This window comes from Pseudomaricurvus alkylphenolicus (assembly GCF_011683955.1).
GTDB classification, from domain to species: domain Bacteria; phylum Pseudomonadota; class Gammaproteobacteria; order Pseudomonadales; family Cellvibrionaceae; genus Pseudomaricurvus; species Pseudomaricurvus alkylphenolicus.
In genome coordinates this window covers 247,782-266,377 of sequence record NZ_JAAQPI010000005.1, presented here as the reverse complement: position 1 = coordinate 266,377, position 18,596 = coordinate 247,782, and the positions used below count along the sequence as shown (strand labels likewise).

Genomic DNA, 18,596 nt, shown 5'->3' with positions numbered 1-18,596 from the left:
AATGACTCTAACCAAAACATTAAAGTCGCTGACCCGCCTGAGCCTGGCGACGACCTTGGCATTTGCCGCTGTCAATGTTGCCGCCGATCCGGTCAGCGGCCAAATGGTACCCGCAACTATTGCCACAGCCGAGCAACTGGTTCAGGAAGGTAATGACATACACTACAAGAACTGGCAAGCCCGAAACTTAACCAACAAGCTACGTATCGTCAATCACCTCAATGCGGCGCTGGGGGTGGACACCATCAATAGGGAATTGTTCGAGCAACTGGACAACCTGCAACTTGACAACGAGCGATTTGCCACCCTAACGATATTAAACGTAGCGGACGTCTCGTCGTTTCTGCAAAAAATGGCGCGCCTGCAAATTGAGGATATGCAACGTTCCAATAGTGACGCTGAATTCGTGCTGGATAAAGAAGCAAGTGTCCGAAAAGCATGGGGGCTACCAAACAAAGGCGCCAGTATCACTTTGGTGGATGCCCGCGGAATTGTCGTTGCCCACAGAAATGGTCAATTATCATCAGAAGAAATCAACACCTTTATCGAGCTGGTCCAACAACGGCTTAGCAACTTCTGATCCACGGCCACTCTTTCAATGGCGAAGTCTTCACTGTGCCATAACCGGTCTTAGAAACTCGCAGGATTGGTACTCTGACGGCGTTGTTTATGCGTAGGGCGGATTAGGCGCTTGCGCCGTAATCCGCCGGTTCTGCCGGAGATGTTCGTTGGCTTCGGCCCGGTTTTTAACACCCTTGAATGTGCCTGTAACAGGTGATTTGTACACGGCCGCCGCCAATTTAAACCTTCGGCGGATCGGTGGATTACGAAGCGCAAAGCGCTTCTAATCCACCCTACGTCGTGCGGTCGTTGCAGACATTATCGAACGCCCATGGTGCCCTGAACCAGGATTATGAACTTCCGGTTATGGTACACTGCCGACAATCACTCCCACAATTTTGACATTGTATCAATACTGATACTGTGGTAGATTTTTCCGAAACACCCTGATTTATGGCATCGGAAACCCATGAGCTCGACCACTGCGCCAACCGCCAACCGTCAAACCCGACGCAAACAGAAAACCCGTATCAAATTGCTCGAGGCTGCCAGCGAAGTCTTCCTCGACAAAGGCATCGAAAACACCACAGTCACCGACATCACCAACGCCGCTGACGTCGCTTACGGTACCTTCTACAACTACTTCGACTCCGTCGGCGACGTCGTACCTGTCGTCGCCGAAGCACTACTGAAGAAAAACAACGAAGACATCAAAGAACTCCAGCAACAATACGACGATCCGGTAACCCGAATCGCCATCGGCATCAACCTGCTTTTCAAAAAAGTCATGATGGACGCCGCCATTCAATGGCTCACCCAAAAACCACACATCATGGCAGACGAGATCGCACGTCTGATCGCAGAAGATGCGATGGATGATATTCGGCTGGGAGTGGAAAGCGGTGCCTTCAAAATACCCTGCGAATTGGATGCCCTGCGGGATTTTTTAATCTGGGGATTTACCGGCGTACTCTATGAAGCGGTTCGTAAACCGGACCACTTGGCTCAGTACACCCACGATCTGACCCTGATCTATCTTCGAGTACTGGGCGTCACAGATAAGAAAGCACAAAAAATCACCCAGGAATGCAGCGGACTGGAAAATTAGTGTCGGAAATCCGAAGTTCTTTGAAATAATTTCAAAGCCAAAATTAGGAGAATAAGGCGCCTGGACGCTGGCATAGTGGTGCTACATCATAGTTAGCCAACGCAGTTATCCAATTTTGGCGAAGGCACTTTTCAACAAACTTTGAATTCACTACTCTGATTTCTTACCAGAAAAAATCCGTTTAACAGCAGAACAGTCCAGAGCCCTGACGTTACGCTAACCGCGATTGCCGCCGTTCTGCTGTTGTCGACTCACTTTTCGCGACTAACTCGCCTCAGCGGCCTGCTCCTTTGCCTTAACCCGATTTCGCTTGGACTCCGGTTTGTCTGCCACCTTAACCTCGGTAAAAAACTTCCGAATCGCCCGATTAGTGGCTACCGGATTCTCCAGGTGCAAGAAATGATTCGCATGAATAAATTGAACCCTCGCGTCCGTCACAAACGCCGGCGACTGGCCATACTCTTCCGGGTGCTGGCCTTTATCGTACTGCCCCTGCAACAACAACATCGGCATGGTCATGGCATTAAACAACGTGTTGTGCCTGTCGTTAAGCTCTACGCCAAAATCCGTCGTCTCAAAATATTTTCGCATCGCAGCAGCGGTACCTTTAAACGAAAACTCGTACTCAAGCCGTTGTAACGTGGACTCACTGAGATTCGACGGAAACCAGGCCCGATAAATAAACGACACAAAATTCCTCGACCGAAACAGTGCCTCACCAAATTTGGTTTTCATAATATGGTGTGGCGGAACGGGCTTGCCATGGGGCTCATTAAAAGACTGCTGCATACGCACATAACGCAGTATCCGCCCCTTCAGGGATGCCACATTGGTCATATGATCCGTAACCACGGCACCGCGATCATGCCCCATCATATTAAATTGCTTAATGCCCAACTTATCCACCAACGCCGCCATATCCTCCGCCATACCCGGATTAGTGTAGTCGAGATAAAGCCGCTTATCGGATTGACCGTAGCCCTTTGAATCCACGGCAATCACATAGTAATCCGACGACAGATCCACGATCTGGTGATGAAACGCCCACCATGACTCCGGCAGGCCAGGCACAATCACCACCGCCTCATTGGCAGGATTTCCGGCCGTGACAAAATGAAAAACACTGCCCCTGACCTCTTCATACCAGTGAATCACAGGTATATCGCCATCCAGGTATTCAATCTCCCCATGTTTATTGGAGGTGTTTGGCGGTGGCGTCGTGCCCTGATAGCGCATGTCCGTCGTAAATTGCGGGATCGGAGTAGGTCTGCCTTTATGTTCACGGGATACCAGAAATCCACTTAAGCCGTTCAGCAGAATGGACCATGGCTTGTCCGATACCGGCAAGCGGTAGTAAATCCAAAAACCGCTCGCCACGATAAGTGCCGGCAATAAGAGTTCAATCGTGGTCATAACAGCTCCCGTAATACTTTGTCTTCGGTTATTAATTGACATAATATTCATTAATGAACTAGATTACAAGTTAAGACATTAACCAAGGTATAGACCATGAAACTGATCAGCTACCTGAACCAGCAGATCCCCTCTTTCGGTGCTTTAAAAGGTAACCGGGTTATTGAACTAAAAGCACGTTTGGGCAACCGATATCCAGACCTGAAATCACTTTTGGCATCCGGCCTGGAAGAAGCGCGGGAAATAGTCAACGCAACCGACGGAGATCTTGAACTCAGTCAGATACAGCAGCTGCCAGTTATCCCCAACCCCGGCACCATCTGGTGTGCAGGTATGAATACCCACTCCCATTACGAAGAAGCCAAAGACCATATGCACCTGCAGGAAAAACCCAAAAAGCCAGTCTTGTTCCTGCGCAGCCCCGCTACCCTGGTCGCATCAGGCGACGACCTTGAAAAACCCCGCCTTGAACCCGTGTTTGACTACGAGGGAGAAATTGCCCTGGTCATCGGCAAACGCGGGCGCAATATTGAGGTTGAGAAAGCACTCGACTATGTAGCCGGCTACACCCCGTTTAACGATGCATCTGCGCGTATGTATCAGATTGCTTCCAACCAAATTACCGCCGGTAAAAATGCTCATCGCAGCGGTGGCTTTGGCCCCTGCCTGGCCACTGCGGACGAAGTGGATCTGGACACCATGACTCTGGTCTGTCGCGTTAACGGCCAGGAAATGCAGCGCATGGCCCTGGACGATCTGATTTTTGGGTTCGCTGAGCTGATCAGCTATATCTCAGAATTTGCCTGGCTGGAGCCTGGTGATGTCATAGTTACCGGCGCCGCCGAGGGTGTGGGTGCTCTACGTCAACCTATGGTGAAGCTCGAAGCTGGAGACCAGGTCGAAGTGGAAGTCAGTGGTGTCGGAACTCTGGTCAATGGAGTGGCTGACCAGCCCGCGTAAAATCAAACAAACGCCTATTGGATCATATTCAATTGACATATTGTCATTTTTAGATATTATGTCAGAACCTCAATTACTAGAGAGCGGGGTACGTCCAACCCGCTTTCACCATTACAGAGTGCAAAGGCAGTAACTATGTTGTTTGGGTTATTTTGTTTGGCAGTGGGCCTGTCTATCTGTTGGTTCCTGTGGGAGAAACGCCACCGCAAAACCCACGCCATGGCCGGAGGTGTGCACAAGGACATCACCCTGCGCCATGAACAGGAGTTCGAGCTCTACCACAACGCCTTGTCGTTGTGTTCCAAGAAAGTCAGAGTCTGCCTCGACGAGCTTGGCATTCCCTACAAAGGTCACCATATTCACTTGATCGAAACCGGCTATTACGAAACCCTGAGCAGACACTTTCTCAAGGTCAATCCCGCCGGCATCTTGCCCGTGCTGGTTCATAACGGTCACCCCGTGTACGAATCCCACGACATCCTGACCTATGCAGCGTCCCACTCAGATACCCCGTACCTCCTGGTCCCGAAATTTGAAAAGGCGCAACAGGAAATGCAGTACTGGGTGGATAAGGCCTCCGTCATCGGCGAAAACGCTGACGAGGGTATCAAGATCAGCGCTGGCTACTGTTCCGGAATGTTGAGCCTGCCCTTGTTCGCCGCCGGCATGACCTTTATTCCGCTGCGTTATCCGCTGGTTGGTTTACTGTTTCATCGCCTGAAGATTCGAGCCGTCCTCTTTACACTCTTGAAACTGACTGGCCTGGGAGGCTTTGCCAAACTCAACCCGCTGTTGAAAAAGATGGCCGCCGGCCGCGACTACATGCACAAACATCTGTCGGATCTTGAACAACAGCTGGAGATCAATGGCGCCTGGATCATGGGCGAACAATTCACCCTGGCCGATGTAAGCTGGCTCACCGTGTTTGAACGTCTGCGCGAGGCTGACTGGCTGGACTACTACCTGCGGGACAATCAATACCCCAACATCAGCCGCTATTGGGAGGCACTGAAATCCCGGGACAGCTACCGAACCGCCATCCTTGAACACGGCCACCACTCTATCGACAGCTCACTGCAGTTGATTCAACAGAGCAAAGCCGCCGACCCGGCCCTGGCCCGCAAACTGGAAACCTGTTTCGCGGGACACGCGTTCAGTCGCTAACCGCCCGCTAACTGCTACACTGAAGTTACCTGGCATCAGCAAAGGGAGGCTTCAGGTCATGCGCATTGGTGCAACGGTATTACCCATCACACTGTTCCTGCTGCTGTTGAGTGGCTGTAGCGGGCCGGACATCTCCAAACAGGCGCAAAACTACTGCATGAAAAACTCCCCGGACGATTACCGCGGCTGCCTCAAACACCGCTACCAATATCTGAAGGAGCGAAAGGCGCTGATGGCCAAACACCGCGAAGATCGCAACCAGTGTGAAGAACACGCCATGAAAGTAACCGGTCAAGGCTCCGGCTGTTTTCACTCCGGCAACAGCTCTACAGTCGCTGGTGGCGGTGTCAGTGCATCGGCGGGCATGTCCAGGGACGTGGATTGCGACCTGGGCCGGACCCCCTCCCGTACTGAACCTCGTCCGGTATCCACTCAGCGCTCAAAAGAAAGCAAAACCGAAGTGCACAAACAGTGCATGCTCGCCAGGGGTTGGGCCGATGCCCGCCGCCCCAGCGAGGAGCTGCGCCTGTTGTCGCGGGAATTTGGATTTGAGCGGGAGGAATACGCAAATCCCTGAGTGACAGCCGGAATGGTTCACATCGCCGCTTGCCAGGTCCCCGTCTTTAAACTGAACGGAGAATACTCCTGCAACTGCCAACGCCAAGGCAGACTGTGATTCAGCCAACGTCCCTCTTCGACCCTAAACGTCCACAGTCGCTCAGCCCCGGCAAAGTGCTCGGCCTCTGGAGAATCCCAGATAATCTCCACTGCCCCGGTAAGGGTCAGCAAATGACCATTCTCAAAATCCGCGAAGAGCAGTCCCGCTCGGGGATTCTCGACAAAATTACCCAGCGTATTGAAATGGTTATTGCCCGAATAATCCGGAATCACCAGGGTCCCGTCTTCATCCACCCGCACAAACCCGGAGCGACCACCCCGATGGGAGACGTCGGCACCATCACTGGCCTCACCACTGCCGGTATTCACGTGGCTGGCAACAAAAAACGTATCACTATTGCGAATTAAATCGCGGGCACGATCATCCAACGCCTGAATCACTTCCACCTCAGGTTCCGGCAATTTAACACCATCCAACATTTGCAGAGAGCGGTTTTGAATGTACTTTGGGCAGTTTCCAAACGACTGATCCACACTCAAGACAACATTTGCTTCGGACGATTCCTCAACCGTAGCATTCAGACGATTACGCCGCCGGCTGTGTAACTCAATCCCCAATAAACCAAATTTTTGACCCACCTTCCAACTGCACGCCAGTGGATCACCCTTCACCGGTTGTGCCTCAATACTCAATACCTTCTCATTGGGCGACTGAATAAAACCCGGCTCACCCAAAAGCATAGAAGCCCAGGGCCGCCCGCCTTCATCCGCGTGCCCCACCATAACAAACGGCAACTGCTGATAGAACGCCCGGTGTTGATCCGGCATATGATCGCGAATCACGCGACGGCCAAACTGCTCCATACGCTCGCGCACACCCATCCGGTGCTGTAGCTGCTGTTCACCCCGATGAAAGGGTGACGATTCAAAAGTACTCTTCATAGCCTTGCTCCGAAGTTCCTCGCCCCTGGCACTACCAAATCAGACCGACGGAGTTCAGTATCGCCGTAAATGATATATTGATAAACATTGCTATCATTGAAATATTGTCAATGCTATATTGACAATTATGGACACAATCGATGGCATGAATACCGTGATTGCAGTGGTGGAGACGGGCTCCTTTACCGCCGCCAGCGAGCGTCTGGGCCTGTCCAAGGCCCTGGTAAGCAAATACGTGGGAGAAGTAGAGAAGCGTCTGGGAGTTCGGCTATTTAACCGCTCCACCCGCCGCCTGGCGCTGACCGAAGCCGGCCAAAACTACTACGATCGTGTACTGCCACTACTGGACGAATACCACTCCATGCTCGATGACGTGGCAGGCGAACAATCCCAGCCTCGTGGGATACTGCGAATCAGTACACCCGTAACCTTCGGCGAAATGGAACTGTCACCACGGCTACCCGGATTCTTACAGAAACACCCAGACCTCAATGTAGACCTGCAACTCACAGACCGCATGATCGACATGCTTGAAGAAGGCATCGACGTCGTCGTTCGGATTGGCAGTGTCGACGACTCCAATCTCGTCGCCCGTCACATTAAAACCTACCCGTTAATCCTGTGTGCCTCTCCCGAGTACCTCAAAAAAAACGGCACACCTCACTCGCCCCGGCAACTGCCTGATCACCACTGTATCATCGACAGCAACTTTCGCATCGCACGCCAATGGCCACTGGTAAAGGCCGATGGCACCATGCAAACGGTGGAGGTTCAATCCCGGGTCGCGGTAAACAGCCCAAGAGCCGTACGAGAGATTACGATAGCAGGAGGTGGTATCGGACTGATTCCCAGATTTATTATCGAAGACGCGTTACAGGAGGGCTTGGTAAAACAAGTGCTTCCCAAGTACACCACCCTGGAATTTGGCATGTATGCCATATACCCCCATCGGAGGTATTTATCGCGCAAGGTCCGGTGTTTTATTGATTTTCTCGTACGGGAATTTGGTGAGTGAATTCACTATCAAAAAAGCGGTTGTGGGTCGCAGGCATACCCACAGTGGATGCTCTGCAATCCTATGGCGCCAATGTCATACCGGTGGGCGGTCTGGTGGGCAGTGCCAAAGTCGTGGAAATGATTCAACTCACCAGCCCGGATTTTATGGTCTGTACACCCTCCTTCGCTCGGCAGCTTCTGAAGAATTCGCCGTAAAGGTCACTGGCTCCAGGGCTTATCCGACATATGAATAAACTCCCAAGGCGCGATTTCGCTGCCGCGCTCAACGGGAATTTCGATTAACGCCGGACGGTCATTGTCGATCGCTTTGGCCAGTGTCGCCTTGAGCGCATTCGGTGTATTCACCCGATAGGCATCGACTCCAAAGCTCTCTGCCAATTTAACCATATCCGGGTTAACCAGATCAGAGCCGTTGAGTCGCCCACCATAGCCTTGCATCTGGTCCCTGCGTACATTGCCATAGGCATTATTATTGAATACCAGGGTGATCAATCCGATGTTGTGCGCCGCTGCTGTCGCCAGCTCCTGCACACCGAACATAAAACCGCCATCGCCGTTAACAGAGACCACCGCGCGATCCGGGCACGCCACCTTAACCCCCAATGCCGTCTGGAAACCATACCCCAAGGTACCCTGGTAACCCTCGGTGACATAGGTTCTGGGTTCGTAAATGGGCATGCCGAAATAAGAGGTAAAACCCATCTGGGAAAGCTCCGGCACAAAAAATCCATCGCGGGGCAAAACCTCGCGTATGACATCCAGGTACGCCATTTGGGGCTGCACCTTTTCAATGGCGGCTCTGGTTTTGGCTTTGGCCGCAGCGATGACCTCGACTCGATGGCTATCCACAGACACGCGGGATTGAAGCGCGTTCGCCAATGCCCGGCAAGCCGTCGCCGCATCGGCAACTACAGGAATATCGGGCTCAAAGCGCTGCATTTCCAAGGGGTCGATATCAATGCGAATCAGGGTGGGACCACCTTCAGGTTTCCGCTCATAAAAGCCCATATCCCGCCAACGCATATAGATCATTTCGAGGCGAGAACCGACACCCACGAGGACATCCACCTTGTCAAACAGCTCCCTGGCGGCCACCGATGACACTCCCAGTGGATGATCCTCTGATACCACTCCACGACCACTGCGAAAGGCGGTGACCGGAGCCTGTAACATCTCCGCCAGTGTCAACACTTCTTCGCAGGCGTGCTGAGCACCGCCCCCGCACATAATCATCGGGAACCTGGCAGCGGACAACGCCTTGACGGCCGCTTCGATCTGATCCGGATTCAACGCCGGTTGCTGAACCGATTCAATACCGGCGTCAATATGAATACCCTTTTGGGGTTTGGCCATAGTGTCCCAGCACATCTCCACAGAAACCGGCCCGGGTCGACCACTCAGCATGGTGCTGAATGCATCGTTCATCAGCCTGGAGGTTTGTGCTGGATCACTGATGTGAATCGCGTCTTTGATCAGAGTTTTCAAGGTTCCGGTCTGATCGCTCAGCTCATGCAGATGCCCGCGGCCACTGCCCATAAACGCGGAAGGCACTTGCCCGGTCAAGCACAACACAGGACTGTTGCCCCCCATGGCGGTGCACAATGCAGCCGTCGTATTCAGTACCCCGGGACCGGGCACCACCGCGAAGGTTCCGGGTTTACCGGTTGCTTTGGCGTAACCCATCGCCATATAGGCCGCACCCTGCTCATGGCGTGCGGTAATCGTATTGACACCGAGACGCTGCATAGCATCAAACATCGGATAAATTTGTGCGCCAGGGATGCCAAAAATGGTGTCTACACCGTTGGCCATGGCAGCTCGAATAATGGCTTCTCCACCACAGATGGAAGTATTGGAATCGGTCATCTGAAAACTCCGGATCAAAAAAGGATTAACACTGATTGTAACGACCCACGCTAATCCCCTGCCGCCACAATGGTATCCGCTGGCGCCAGTTATCAGCCCATGCAATAATCGATCGCCATGACCAAATTCCAAATCATCCTCTATGGACTGCTTTTTTCCATCGCCGCGCTCGGCATTGATGGTATCGTCCCCTCCCTGGGGCTGATCACTCAAGGGCTTGGTACTACGGCCGAAGACGGCAGTTTGATCATCAGTGCCTTTGTCGTCGGTATGGCCACCGGGGAATTTCTCGCCGGTCCTCTTTCCGATGCCTATGGCCGCTCGCGAATTTTACTATGGGGTCTGGGTCTTTTTGCTGTGGCAACCGTTGGATGCGCTCTATCTGACAGTCTCAGCAGCATGCTGGTCATGCGTGCAATTCAAGGCCTTGGGGCAGGTGCCGCCAGTGCCCAGGCGGCTTTACTGATCGGTGATCGATTCGACCTTGAACAGACCGCTCGCTTAATCTCTTCAACATTTGTGGTGGCTATGGCCGTCAGGGTGGTCACCCCGATCGCGGGCTTTTCCTTATCGAGCCATTGGGGTTGGTCTTGGTTATTTGTCACCTTTCTCTCACTGACGATACTTCTGATCATTTACTTTCGGCGAGAGTCAAAACTGATCAGGGCTCCGTTTAAGCCCCGTCCCTTCTCGCTATCACAGGTACAACGTGATTGCCGACAAGTATTGGCGGACCGGTTTATCCAACTCTATATCGGTGCTGAGATTGCCACCTCCATAGGTTTGTTCTGTTATCTGGCCGCTGCCTCAAATCTGATGGTGGAATACGTGGGATTCGCCCAACATCAATTCAGTTACATTTACGCGACCGGTACGGCCTTGATGATGGCAGCCGCCTTTTTGAACAACCGCTGGGTGAGCAAAGCTGGATTGGACAACATGATGTTGCTGACCAGTATCCCACTGACCGTGATCAGCATTGTATTTCTGTTGCTGATCATTTGGCCTTGGGGTAATTCCATGATCGTTGCGGTGCTGATGTTGGCAAGTCTGATGCCCATTATCATCATCAGAATTAACGCCAACAGTGGTTGTATTAAACGTTTTCCCAAAGCGGCGGGAGCCGCATCGTCATTGCATAACGCAGTGGGATTATTAGTCGGTGCCGGCGCGGGCGCCATTTGTGGTCGCATTTTTCAGGGTACACCATTGGCGCTGGCCATTGCCCTGATGATCTGCGCCGTTTTGTGTCTTTTGTGTTCCCTGGAACTGCGCAGCGGAAGAAAAATGGCTCCGCATACGGAGCCCAAGAGAGGTTGACGAGGTGCGGCGACCGAAGCCGCCGCTGAACTTAAATCAGTTCCAGTTGTAGGTAACGCTAAAGCCCCACCAACGAGGTTTGCCATAGGCACTTTCCGTCATGCCAAATCCACCGGCAGAGGGCGCTCCGGAAAGATCCAGTGCCATCTGACGATACTCTTCGTCAGTCACGTTATTCACAAACGCGGTTGCCATCCAGTCGCCTTCATCAGTGGTGTAAGTAAAACGAATATTGGAAATGACATAGGCATCTTCTTCAACCACCGGAGAATTTTTTAACTGGAAAAAGTGCTCATCCATATAGCTGAAGTCATACTGCGCCGCAAGACTACCGCCGCCCAGCTCCCACTCATAACGAAACATGCCGTTAAAGGTCAGTTCGGGTGTCATAATCATTTCGCGATCCAGCAGTGTCGCACCGCCGTCCGGACTATAGGCGTCCTCCACTTTGGTATCGGTGTAGGCCATACCCAGCAGTACATCCATACCTTCAACCGGTGAGGCCTGCAATTCCAGCTCAAAGCCCTGATTGACCGCGTCAGTGTTAAACACAAACAGGGTCAGGCTTTCCAGGTTAAACGCCTGGTAGTCCTGATAATCGTAGTAGTAGATGGCACCGTTCAGTCGTGCACGACCGTCCCACAACTCAGTTTTGAAACCGAACTCATAGGCATCCAGAGTCTCTTTGTCGAAGTTGAACTCATCTGGAGTCAAAGCGCCATAAGAGAACAAAGTCGCGTCCAGAGGTGCGTTAAATCCACCCGCCTTGATGCCACGGTTATAACTCAGATACAACAGTGTGTCTTCCGTCGCCTGCCAATCCAGACCCAGCTTCCAAGTGAAGAATTCGTCGTCAATTTCGGTATCAGCTTCGCCTTCAATCAGAGGAACAACAGGGTTACCCTCGCCACCTTCGAAGACGTAAGCCCCCAGGTTTGAGTAGGTACCGTCGCTGTATCTCCAGTAAGGACCGATTCCAAGAGAATCCCGAGTGGCAATCTCGTTAGATGTAGTTGACTCAAACAGAGAAAAATACTGAATAAACTCCGTCTCTTTTTCTTCTTTTGACCAACGCAGACCCGCAGTCAACGTCAGTGAATCGGACAGGCTATATTCAAGCTGACCGAAGATAGCGGTTGATTCCGTCTGGGTACTGAAGGGGCTGTCGAAGCCAAACTCATCGGGAAATAAAGCGTCCAGTGTCGCCTGGTCGCCAATCAGCGGGCCAAATGCCGCTCGTGCGAAGCCACCGGCGGTACCACCAGTGTAGAGGTCACCTTCGTACTTCATGTAGTAGGCACCGGTCACCCAACTGGTATTATCCGTTTCTCCGCTCAAGCGAAATTCCTGAGAGAACTGCTCCATATCCGACGTAAGCGTGAAGTGGAAAAAGGGGTTGGGACTCGCATCCGAATCCTCACGGTAATCGCGTTCGAGCTCGTTGTAGTCTGTTATACTAACGAACTCCAAGCCCTCGCCGACATCGGTTTTAAATGTTGCGGTGTAACCCTGTGTTTCGATTTTGACATACGCGTCTGCGTCGTATTCGCCCTCAAGAATCTCACCACCATCCGGGTCGGCGTAGTTACCCCAACCGTTATAGCCTCCGTCGTCTGATAAATCGCTGCCATCAAAGTGGACACCAAGACCCAGGGGGCCGGGTCTTGCGGAGCTGTGATCAAACGGCGCATTGCTGTTGTCCAGCTCACCGGCGCGAACATTCAACAGCAGCTCTGAAGATTCGCCAAGCTCAATCAGCAATTGTCCACGAGCCCCCCAGCTGTCATTGTCGCCCAAATCGGAACCGGCATTGTTTTTGATAATGCCATCGTGGGTATTGGAGCTAAAAGATAGTCGTCCTGACACCGAGTCTGTCAGTCCGCCGCCAATGGCCCCTTCTATATCCACCTGGTCATAGTCACCCAAAGTCGCCTTAACGTAGCCGCTGGCTTCCTGTTCCGGGCGTTTGGTGACATAGTGCACCAAACCACCGGTAGCATTACGACCGAAGAGAGTGCCCTGAGGACCACGGAGAATTTCCACTCTCTCAAAGTCAAACAACTGGAATGCCGCTCCTGTCGGTGACGCCACATAGACATCATCCACATAGATTGCGACGGGTGATTCCTGGTTATCCCCGGAGAAATCGTTCTGCGCGACACCGCGGATATTAATGTAAAACGAGCCCGGCCCGTTGGGCTGAACCAGTGTCACGCCCGGGGCTTGAGAAACCACGTCATCCGCGGTATCCCAACCCAGTTGACTCATCTGGTCACCGGTGAACGCGGAAACAGCGATACCCACATCCTGTAAACTTTGCTCACGCTTTTGCGCCGTAACCACAATTTCTTCCAGTACCGCAGCACTGGCATTACCGCTGGCAATGGCGGTCGCCAACAATAATGGTGTTAAGACTTTTGTTCTTGAATTTATTGATTTTATTGTTTTCATTGCACTCTCTCCTCTCAATAAGATGTGCTCTTCTAACGCTACCGGTGGATCACCGGTAACAGGATTGCTCTTCGCGTTCTCATTTCTCCGTTAGATCATTGATGACATTAATGGGACACCCAATCATTAGGACGCCCGATCTATTTTCAGAAAATACTAGCAGAGCCGCGCCCGATATAAAATAGATCTACCGTCCTATTTTCAAAAACAGCCTAGATCAATTCGTTATTTAACGCGCTTTGACAGATTCTGTACGATTATTAAAATTGATCGAACGTCCTATTTTTTTGATTGTAGGACGTATTTAAACTGTTGCCAGCAAGCTGAAGTTCTTTTTCTCGCTGAGGACATTTATTAACCGCTGAGGGCTTTTTTTACTCGCTGAGGGCTCTTTTTACTCGCTGAGGGCTCTTTTTACTCGCTGAGGGCTCCTCTAACTATCGCCCTTCTCGATATGCGCCGGGTGTCTGCCCGGTCCAGCGCTTAAAGGCTCGGGTAAAATTGGTGGGTTTGGTAAATCCAACCAGGTAACTGATTTCCTGTAGACTCAAATCCTGATTGCGAATGTAGCTGAGCGCCAGCTCTCGCCGGGTATCCTGCAACAGACGATCATAGCTGGTGCCAGCGTCTTTGAGTCTGCGCTGCATGGTACGCACGCTGAGGTGGAGATCCTGAGCAATCATCTCTTCGCCGTAAGCGCGGGCTGGCAAGGCTTCGATGATTTTGCAATACACCGTATTGCAGATATCCTCTTCATCCAGGGTTGCGATATATTCCCGTGTAGCCTGTACGCTCAGCTTTTCAATTACTGAATTCGAGGTCAGCAGTGGTTTTTCCAGTGGTCCGGGAGCAAACACAAGAGTGTTTTCAGGCTGGCTGCAATACAGCGGTGCCCGATAAAACGCCTTGTAGCGACGCTGTGCCGATGGGTTGAGTTGGCGCTTGATGTGGATTTCACTGGGCGCAAAATCTGCGCCCCCTAACTGTCGACACAAACCAATAAATGCTGCAACGACCGCCTCCGCTCCAAAGTGAGATACATAAGGCTCTTTGGGGCCCCAGTGAAATCGAAAGCAGCGACCATCCCGCTGCAGCTCCATACGCGACAAAGGATGAAAGATACGTCGATAACGCGAGAGATATTCCAGCATGGTCAGAATATTGGGCGCCGCATAAATGGCGGCACTTAAGGTGTGGTACATGCCAGGAAAAATCACTTCAGCGGCATCAAGCCCGAGGCTGGGGTCGTTAGTGATCTCACCGGCACGCTGCCAGACTTTACCAATCTGGTGATGCGGAATTCGGTTAGCAGGATTGAGCAGCAACTCACGGTCGATCCCGCACTCGGTAAACAGCGCGTTGGCATCAATGCCCCGATGCTCCAATAATCGATGAATAACGACTGCCCAGGCGGCCAGAAGCGTCGATTGCCTGCCAATTTCACTGGGCATTGGACGTTCGATGGATTTTTTGATGATCATGCTGGTCATGGGCGCTCCTTGGATGGTCACTGTCCACCCTACCCCAGCATAGCAATCATTTGCCGCCAATGACTAATCTAATGGCGGTAGGTGATTAGCCTGGTGCCGCCCCCTAAACCAGGCTAAAGATCGTCGAAGGAGCCCCCGCGCCCCCTGCCGGAGGCAAATCGTTGCGCACCAGCCACGGTTTCCCCACTTTCCAGCGTCATGCGCCCAAGTCGCGCCTCGTTGGCCATCGCTTTATCAAAAGACAGATCCCACTGTTCGTAGGCGGAACGGCGATCATTGAGCATGCACTGCTGTGGGAAGCGGGTAATCTGCTCGGCGAGCGCAATCGCCGCTTCCCTGGCACTACCGTTTGGCACAACCCGATTCGCCAGGCCCATCAACTTAGCCTCGTCGGCATGGACGGGTCTGCCGGTCAGTATCAGATCCATGGCGTTGGAGTGACCGATCAACCGAGGTAATCGTACCGTGCCACCATCAATCAAAGGCACCCCCCAACGACGGCAGAACACCCCAAACACGGTATCCTCTTCTACCACCCGCATATCACACCAGAGCGACAACTCCAGCCCTCCGGCCACCGCATAACCGGATATTGCGCCAATCACAGGTTTGGACAACCGAAGATAACTTGGTCCCATAGGCGCAGAGCCGTCATAGGGATCAATGGGTGTTTGCGGGTCGGGCAGTTCGCCAAAGTTGCCTGAACCCACCGCCTTAAGATCGGCCCCGGCACAGAAGGTCCCGTGTGCACCCATAAATACAGCCACTTTGGTGTTTTCGTCCCTGTCGAAGGCCACAAAGGTCTCCGCCAATTTACGAGCAGTCTCCGGATCGACGGCGTTTTTAGCGTGTGGGCGATTGAGGGTCACAATCAGAATGTCGCCCTGGCGTTCGGTTAATATTGAGTCTTGCTCAGACATATTACACCACTTGTCACTTATTTGTATTTTTTGAAATATACAAACAACGCCAGCCTCTGGCAACCCCGGTATCGTGACCTACTGTTCAGCCGGTACGGTGGCGCTTGTGTACTGCAATACACTTCGCAACATGAGTACATATTGCGCCAAATATGAAACCGTTAATGTCCGACACCAACAACCTCACCAATGAACGGCCAAAGAAAAAGTGTTAGCGAAAGAAGCGCACCAATGATAGGAACAAGCAGGGGAAGATTGAAAGCGTCATCCGGTACACCGTCCCGTAGTCGCAGGCGAACCAATGCCAGATTCACCAGGGTAAACACCATCAGAATAATACTGCTTGTGAGTTTCGCCAGCGTAACGAGGGGTAAAAAAAGCGCAAAAGCCAGCACGACCACACCCGCCATCAAGCTGGCGACATGGGGCGTTTGTCTCTTGTGGTGCACTACCGACAGAAATTTGGGAGCCAATGCTTCCTGCCCCATTCCATAGAGCATCCGGGAAGCCATGATGATCTGCACTAACGCGCCGTTAATGATGGCGATCAGGCTAATAAGGGTGATAAAAACAGGGGATTGCCCGGCACGACTGATGAGGTCGGCAAATGGGGCGGAGCTGGCAGCCAGATCCGCGACAGGCATAACCCGCAGTGCGGCGATGCCAACACCGACATAAAGTACTGTCGCGAGGACCATTACGATTATGATGGCCCGGGGCATGGCACGTTCCACATCTGTCACCTCTTCTGCGACGGTGACCATATCTTCAAAGCCAATAAAGGCATAAAAAGCCAGATAGGCTCCTATGCTGATCCCCAGCCAGGCACCCGTATCAATTGGGGGCATCAAAATTTCAGACCACGACAATACTGGGGCCAAGTCACTGCTGATGTAAATCGCGACGATCAGCCCCCCAACTTCAAGCAAGGTTATGAGAGTGATCAATAGGGCACTTTCCTTCATTCCCCATATCGCAATCCCAACCAGCAACAGGGTAAAAATTCCCATCACAAGGGCTGGTGGCAATGTGATAAATACATCCAGATATCCCACGCTGCCCCGCACCATAGCAGCGCTAGAGACAATGCCGGTTGCGACAACCGCCCAGCCCACAAGCCCTGCAAGCCACCTGCGCCTAAAGGCCCGATCGACATAAACACTGGCACCGGCAGAGCGCGGCAGCCTGGCTGCCAACTCCCCGTGACTGAGTGCTGAAAAAGAAGCGACCAGTCCTGACAACAGAAAAGCATAAGCGGTTGCTGTGCCTGCCTCACTGGAGACCTTCCCGACCAACAGATATATCCCCGCACCAACGATGGTCCCCAATCCGTAAAATACAAGGAGCGGCAATGAGATAGAACGTTTTAACTGAGGCTCAGTCATAATCCTTCCCTTATGCACTAGCCCAAGCATGGCACAAATTATCAATTTGGGGCCCGGATTGCCAAGCTATCCCCACCGGCTTGCTCTGGCATTTGACGCACGGGGCGATCCTAACCAGAACGGCAACGGCAGCCGTGACCGCTCGGGAGATCGTTTGGTGATTGATCCGGAAAATGTTGTCAGCCTCGGGATTAAGCAGTCCTTATCTCTTACAGAAGGCATTGATGGCTAAGTCTACTGTGACTATGAATTCCTATCCGATCAGGTGATCTGCAACTGACGCTGTGGGGACGCAACGTTCTGGATAAATCCTACAAAGGCAGCACCTTCGATGCACCGGTAATCCCCGTACCTTCGGCGTCACACTAAACAAAGCTTTCTAAACCAGAAAACATTCCCTTAACCACTCTCACCACCAGATGGCCACCTCAAAGGGGTGGCCCAGGTCAGCGCGACGACAGATTTTAGATTTCCGGTGGGCCAAAACGATTCGCGGTTTCTGTACCGGCCAGACAACCGTTTTCAACAAATGCCCAGATCGGACCAATGATAGGAACAAAAGAAATAAGTACCCACCACCCGGATTTGTCCCGATCATGCCAACGTTTCACTTGGATTGCGAAAGAAATCCACATTAATGGCAAATACAAAATCAGCATTGCCAGTGAAATAGCACCTTCGCTGACATTTAATGCACCGACGACAAGAAAAAGTATCAGAAAGACCCCCATCATCCCCAGCATTGACTTCCAGTAAGTAGATCGGCGAATACGACCCCGAAAAGAAAAGAGGATTTCCTTCACAGTGTGGGACACAACCTCGTCAGATTCGTTCAAGATCTGCGAGTTGGGGCTTTCGTAAATATTTTCCGTCATTATGGTTAACTCCCTTTTTACAATTGAACACGTCGCCTGACAAACAAGTACACAAGGGAGAGGATTGACTTCAGGAAGGAAAATTCCTTTTTGGTGAATCAAGACCCAATTCCCTATGAGCACAAGAGGTTATAGCACGACATTCGCCATCTATCTATGACTTATCTTCATATGACCTCTAACACACTGTCCCGGCGAACCCAAACGGCTGGCGCTCCGCTCAAATCAAATAAAGGATTGGTTACTCGAGCACCCAACAACGCCACCCAACCCTTCATATACTCTCATATGCAACCATATGTAAGACTGCCACGGTTTTATTTTGGCCACATTAAACCTATTCCTTCTTTTATTTGATGATCCCTCCTTGTTTTACAAACTTTATCGTCCATTCAGACCGCCAAAAACCTAAAATAACCTGAATTTCTGTGGTGATATCTCTTGATTTTAGTTTCACATGTAACTACTATTGGTTTCAACGGTAACTACTGCCTTATCACCAAGGC

The 18,596-nt window shown here is 51.9% G+C and carries 17 protein-coding genes; 9 read left to right on the top strand and 8 right to left on the bottom strand.

What is annotated here, in order from left to right:
* Window position 1: 1 nt before the first annotated feature.
* A complete protein-coding gene (locus HBA55_RS15305) occupies window positions 2–580 on the top strand; it encodes a YtfJ family protein (RefSeq protein WP_166993117.1) in 579 nt (192 codons plus the stop codon).
* A 450-nt stretch (window positions 581–1,030) separates the two neighbouring features.
* Complete coding sequence (locus HBA55_RS15300; RefSeq protein WP_166993114.1) at window positions 1,031–1,669, top strand: TetR/AcrR family transcriptional regulator; 639 nt, start codon at window positions 1,031–1,033, stop codon at window positions 1,667–1,669.
* A 264-nt stretch (window positions 1,670–1,933) separates the two neighbouring features.
* Here the strand turns inward: HBA55_RS15300 and HBA55_RS15295 are convergent, their stop codons facing one another.
* On the bottom strand, window positions 1,934–3,082 hold the full coding sequence (locus HBA55_RS15295; RefSeq protein WP_166993111.1) for an alpha/beta fold hydrolase: 1,149 nt from the start codon (window positions 3,080–3,082) through the stop codon (window positions 1,934–1,936).
* Between the two features lie 96 nt (window positions 3,083–3,178).
* Here HBA55_RS15295 and HBA55_RS15290 point away from each other — a divergent pair, with 96 nt between their 5' ends.
* The 3 genes from HBA55_RS15290 to HBA55_RS15280 all read left to right on the top strand — a co-directional run bounded on the left by HBA55_RS15290 (window position 3,179) and on the right by HBA55_RS15280 (window position 5,783).
* Entirely contained in the window at window positions 3,179–4,042 is an 864-nt protein-coding gene (locus HBA55_RS15290) for a fumarylacetoacetate hydrolase family protein (protein WP_166993108.1), read from the top strand.
* A gap of 135 nt (window positions 4,043–4,177) precedes the next feature.
* Complete coding sequence (locus HBA55_RS15285; RefSeq protein ID WP_166993105.1) at window positions 4,178–5,206, top strand: glutathione S-transferase family protein; 1,029 nt, start codon at window positions 4,178–4,180, stop codon at window positions 5,204–5,206.
* Window positions 5,207–5,264: 58 nt separating this feature from the next.
* Window positions 5,265–5,783 (top strand): hypothetical protein, encoded by a 519-nt coding sequence (locus tag HBA55_RS15280; protein WP_166993102.1) that lies wholly within the window; start codon window positions 5,265–5,267, stop codon window positions 5,781–5,783.
* A 17-nt stretch (window positions 5,784–5,800) separates the two neighbouring features.
* Here HBA55_RS15280 and HBA55_RS15275 read toward each other — a convergent pair whose 3' ends face one another.
* Window positions 5,801–6,766, bottom strand: coding sequence for a pyridoxamine 5'-phosphate oxidase family protein (locus tag HBA55_RS15275; protein ID WP_166993099.1), 966 nt, complete (start codon window positions 6,764–6,766; stop codon window positions 5,801–5,803).
* Between the two features lie 145 nt (window positions 6,767–6,911).
* On the opposite strand from HBA55_RS15275, the gene HBA55_RS15270 reads away from it, so the two are divergent.
* Window positions 6,912–7,781 carry a LysR family transcriptional regulator gene (locus HBA55_RS15270; protein WP_240946097.1) on the top strand — a complete coding sequence of 290 codons (870 nt, stop codon included), beginning with the start codon at window positions 6,912–6,914 and terminating at the stop codon, window positions 7,779–7,781.
* Window positions 7,778–7,978 (top strand): phenylacetate--CoA ligase, encoded by a 201-nt coding sequence (locus tag HBA55_RS15265; RefSeq protein WP_166993093.1) that lies wholly within the window; start codon window positions 7,778–7,780, stop codon window positions 7,976–7,978. The genes HBA55_RS15270 and HBA55_RS15265 overlap by 4 nt, the downstream gene beginning before the upstream one ends.
* Window positions 7,979–7,981: 3 nt before the next feature.
* Here HBA55_RS15265 and HBA55_RS15260 read toward each other — a convergent pair whose 3' ends face one another.
* Window positions 7,982–9,649, bottom strand: a complete 1,668-nt coding sequence (locus HBA55_RS15260) for a thiamine pyrophosphate-dependent enzyme (RefSeq protein WP_166993090.1) — start codon at window positions 9,647–9,649, stop codon at window positions 7,982–7,984.
* Window positions 9,650–9,766: 117 nt separating this feature from the next.
* On the opposite strand from HBA55_RS15260, the gene HBA55_RS15255 reads away from it, so the two are divergent.
* Window positions 9,767–10,969, top strand: a complete 1,203-nt coding sequence (locus HBA55_RS15255; protein WP_166993087.1) for an MFS transporter — start codon at window positions 9,767–9,769, stop codon at window positions 10,967–10,969.
* Window positions 10,970–11,005: 36 nt separating this feature from the next.
* Here the strand turns inward: HBA55_RS15255 and HBA55_RS15250 are convergent, their stop codons facing one another.
* The 4 genes from HBA55_RS15250 to HBA55_RS15235 form a co-directional block, all read right to left on the bottom strand.
* Window positions 11,006–13,420: a TonB-dependent receptor gene (locus tag HBA55_RS15250; protein WP_166993084.1), complete on the bottom strand. Its 2,415-nt coding sequence runs from the start codon at window positions 13,418–13,420 to the stop codon at window positions 11,006–11,008.
* Between the two features lie 437 nt (window positions 13,421–13,857).
* Window positions 13,858–14,910, bottom strand: coding sequence for an AraC family transcriptional regulator (locus HBA55_RS15245; RefSeq protein WP_166993081.1), 1,053 nt, complete (start codon window positions 14,908–14,910; stop codon window positions 13,858–13,860).
* Between the two features lie 113 nt (window positions 14,911–15,023).
* Window positions 15,024–15,830 carry a crotonase/enoyl-CoA hydratase family protein gene (locus tag HBA55_RS15240; protein ID WP_166993078.1) on the bottom strand — a complete coding sequence of 269 codons (807 nt, stop codon included), beginning with the start codon at window positions 15,828–15,830 and terminating at the stop codon, window positions 15,024–15,026.
* A gap of 161 nt (window positions 15,831–15,991) precedes the next feature.
* Window positions 15,992–17,215, bottom strand: a complete 1,224-nt coding sequence (locus HBA55_RS15235) for an APC family permease (protein ID WP_166993075.1) — start codon at window positions 17,213–17,215, stop codon at window positions 15,992–15,994.
* Between the two features lie 28 nt (window positions 17,216–17,243).
* Between HBA55_RS15235 and HBA55_RS15230 the strand changes: the two genes are divergently transcribed.
* Window positions 17,244–17,447, top strand: a complete 204-nt coding sequence (locus HBA55_RS15230; protein ID WP_166993072.1) for a hypothetical protein — start codon at window positions 17,244–17,246, stop codon at window positions 17,445–17,447.
* Between the two features lie 232 nt (window positions 17,448–17,679).
* Here the strand turns inward: HBA55_RS15230 and HBA55_RS15225 are convergent, their stop codons facing one another.
* Window positions 17,680–18,090, bottom strand: coding sequence for a DUF805 domain-containing protein (locus tag HBA55_RS15225; protein WP_166993069.1), 411 nt, complete (start codon window positions 18,088–18,090; stop codon window positions 17,680–17,682).
* Window positions 18,091–18,596 lie beyond the last annotated feature (506 nt).

Excerpts from the sequence above, each read along its gene's own strand:
- HBA55_RS15255 (WP_166993087.1), top strand. The coding sequence starts at position 9,767 with ATGACCAAATTCCAAATCATCCTCTATGGACTGCTTTTTTCCATCGCC.
- HBA55_RS15240 (WP_166993078.1), bottom strand. The coding sequence starts at position 15,830 with ATGTCTGAGCAAGACTCAATATTAACCGAACGCCAGGGCGACATTCTG.
- HBA55_RS15225 (WP_166993069.1), bottom strand. The coding sequence starts at position 18,090 with ATGACGGAAAATATTTACGAAAGCCCCAACTCGCAGATCTTGAACGAA.
- HBA55_RS15285 (WP_166993105.1), top strand. The coding sequence starts at position 4,178 with ATGTTGTTTGGGTTATTTTGTTTGGCAGTGGGCCTGTCTATCTGTTGG.
- HBA55_RS15230 (WP_166993072.1), top strand. The coding sequence starts at position 17,244 with ATGGCACAAATTATCAATTTGGGGCCCGGATTGCCAAGCTATCCCCAC.
- HBA55_RS15235 (WP_166993075.1), bottom strand. The coding sequence starts at position 17,215 with ATGACTGAGCCTCAGTTAAAACGTTCTATCTCATTGCCGCTCCTTGTA.
- HBA55_RS15275 (WP_166993099.1), bottom strand. The coding sequence starts at position 6,766 with ATGAAGAGTACTTTTGAATCGTCACCCTTTCATCGGGGTGAACAGCAG.
- HBA55_RS15270 (WP_240946097.1), top strand. The coding sequence starts at position 6,912 with ATGAATACCGTGATTGCAGTGGTGGAGACGGGCTCCTTTACCGCCGCC.
- HBA55_RS15260 (WP_166993090.1), bottom strand. The coding sequence starts at position 9,649 with ATGACCGATTCCAATACTTCCATCTGTGGTGGAGAAGCCATTATTCGA.
- HBA55_RS15250 (WP_166993084.1), bottom strand. The coding sequence starts at position 13,420 with ATGAAAACAATAAAATCAATAAATTCAAGAACAAAAGTCTTAACACCA.
- HBA55_RS15305 (WP_166993117.1), top strand. The coding sequence starts at position 2 with ATGACTCTAACCAAAACATTAAAGTCGCTGACCCGCCTGAGCCTGGCG.
- HBA55_RS15295 (WP_166993111.1), bottom strand. The coding sequence starts at position 3,082 with ATGACCACGATTGAACTCTTATTGCCGGCACTTATCGTGGCGAGCGGT.
- HBA55_RS15245 (WP_166993081.1), bottom strand. The coding sequence starts at position 14,910 with ATGACCAGCATGATCATCAAAAAATCCATCGAACGTCCAATGCCCAGT.
- HBA55_RS15300 (WP_166993114.1), top strand. The coding sequence starts at position 1,031 with ATGAGCTCGACCACTGCGCCAACCGCCAACCGTCAAACCCGACGCAAA.
- HBA55_RS15290 (WP_166993108.1), top strand. The coding sequence starts at position 3,179 with ATGAAACTGATCAGCTACCTGAACCAGCAGATCCCCTCTTTCGGTGCT.
- HBA55_RS15280 (WP_166993102.1), top strand. The coding sequence starts at position 5,265 with ATGCGCATTGGTGCAACGGTATTACCCATCACACTGTTCCTGCTGCTG.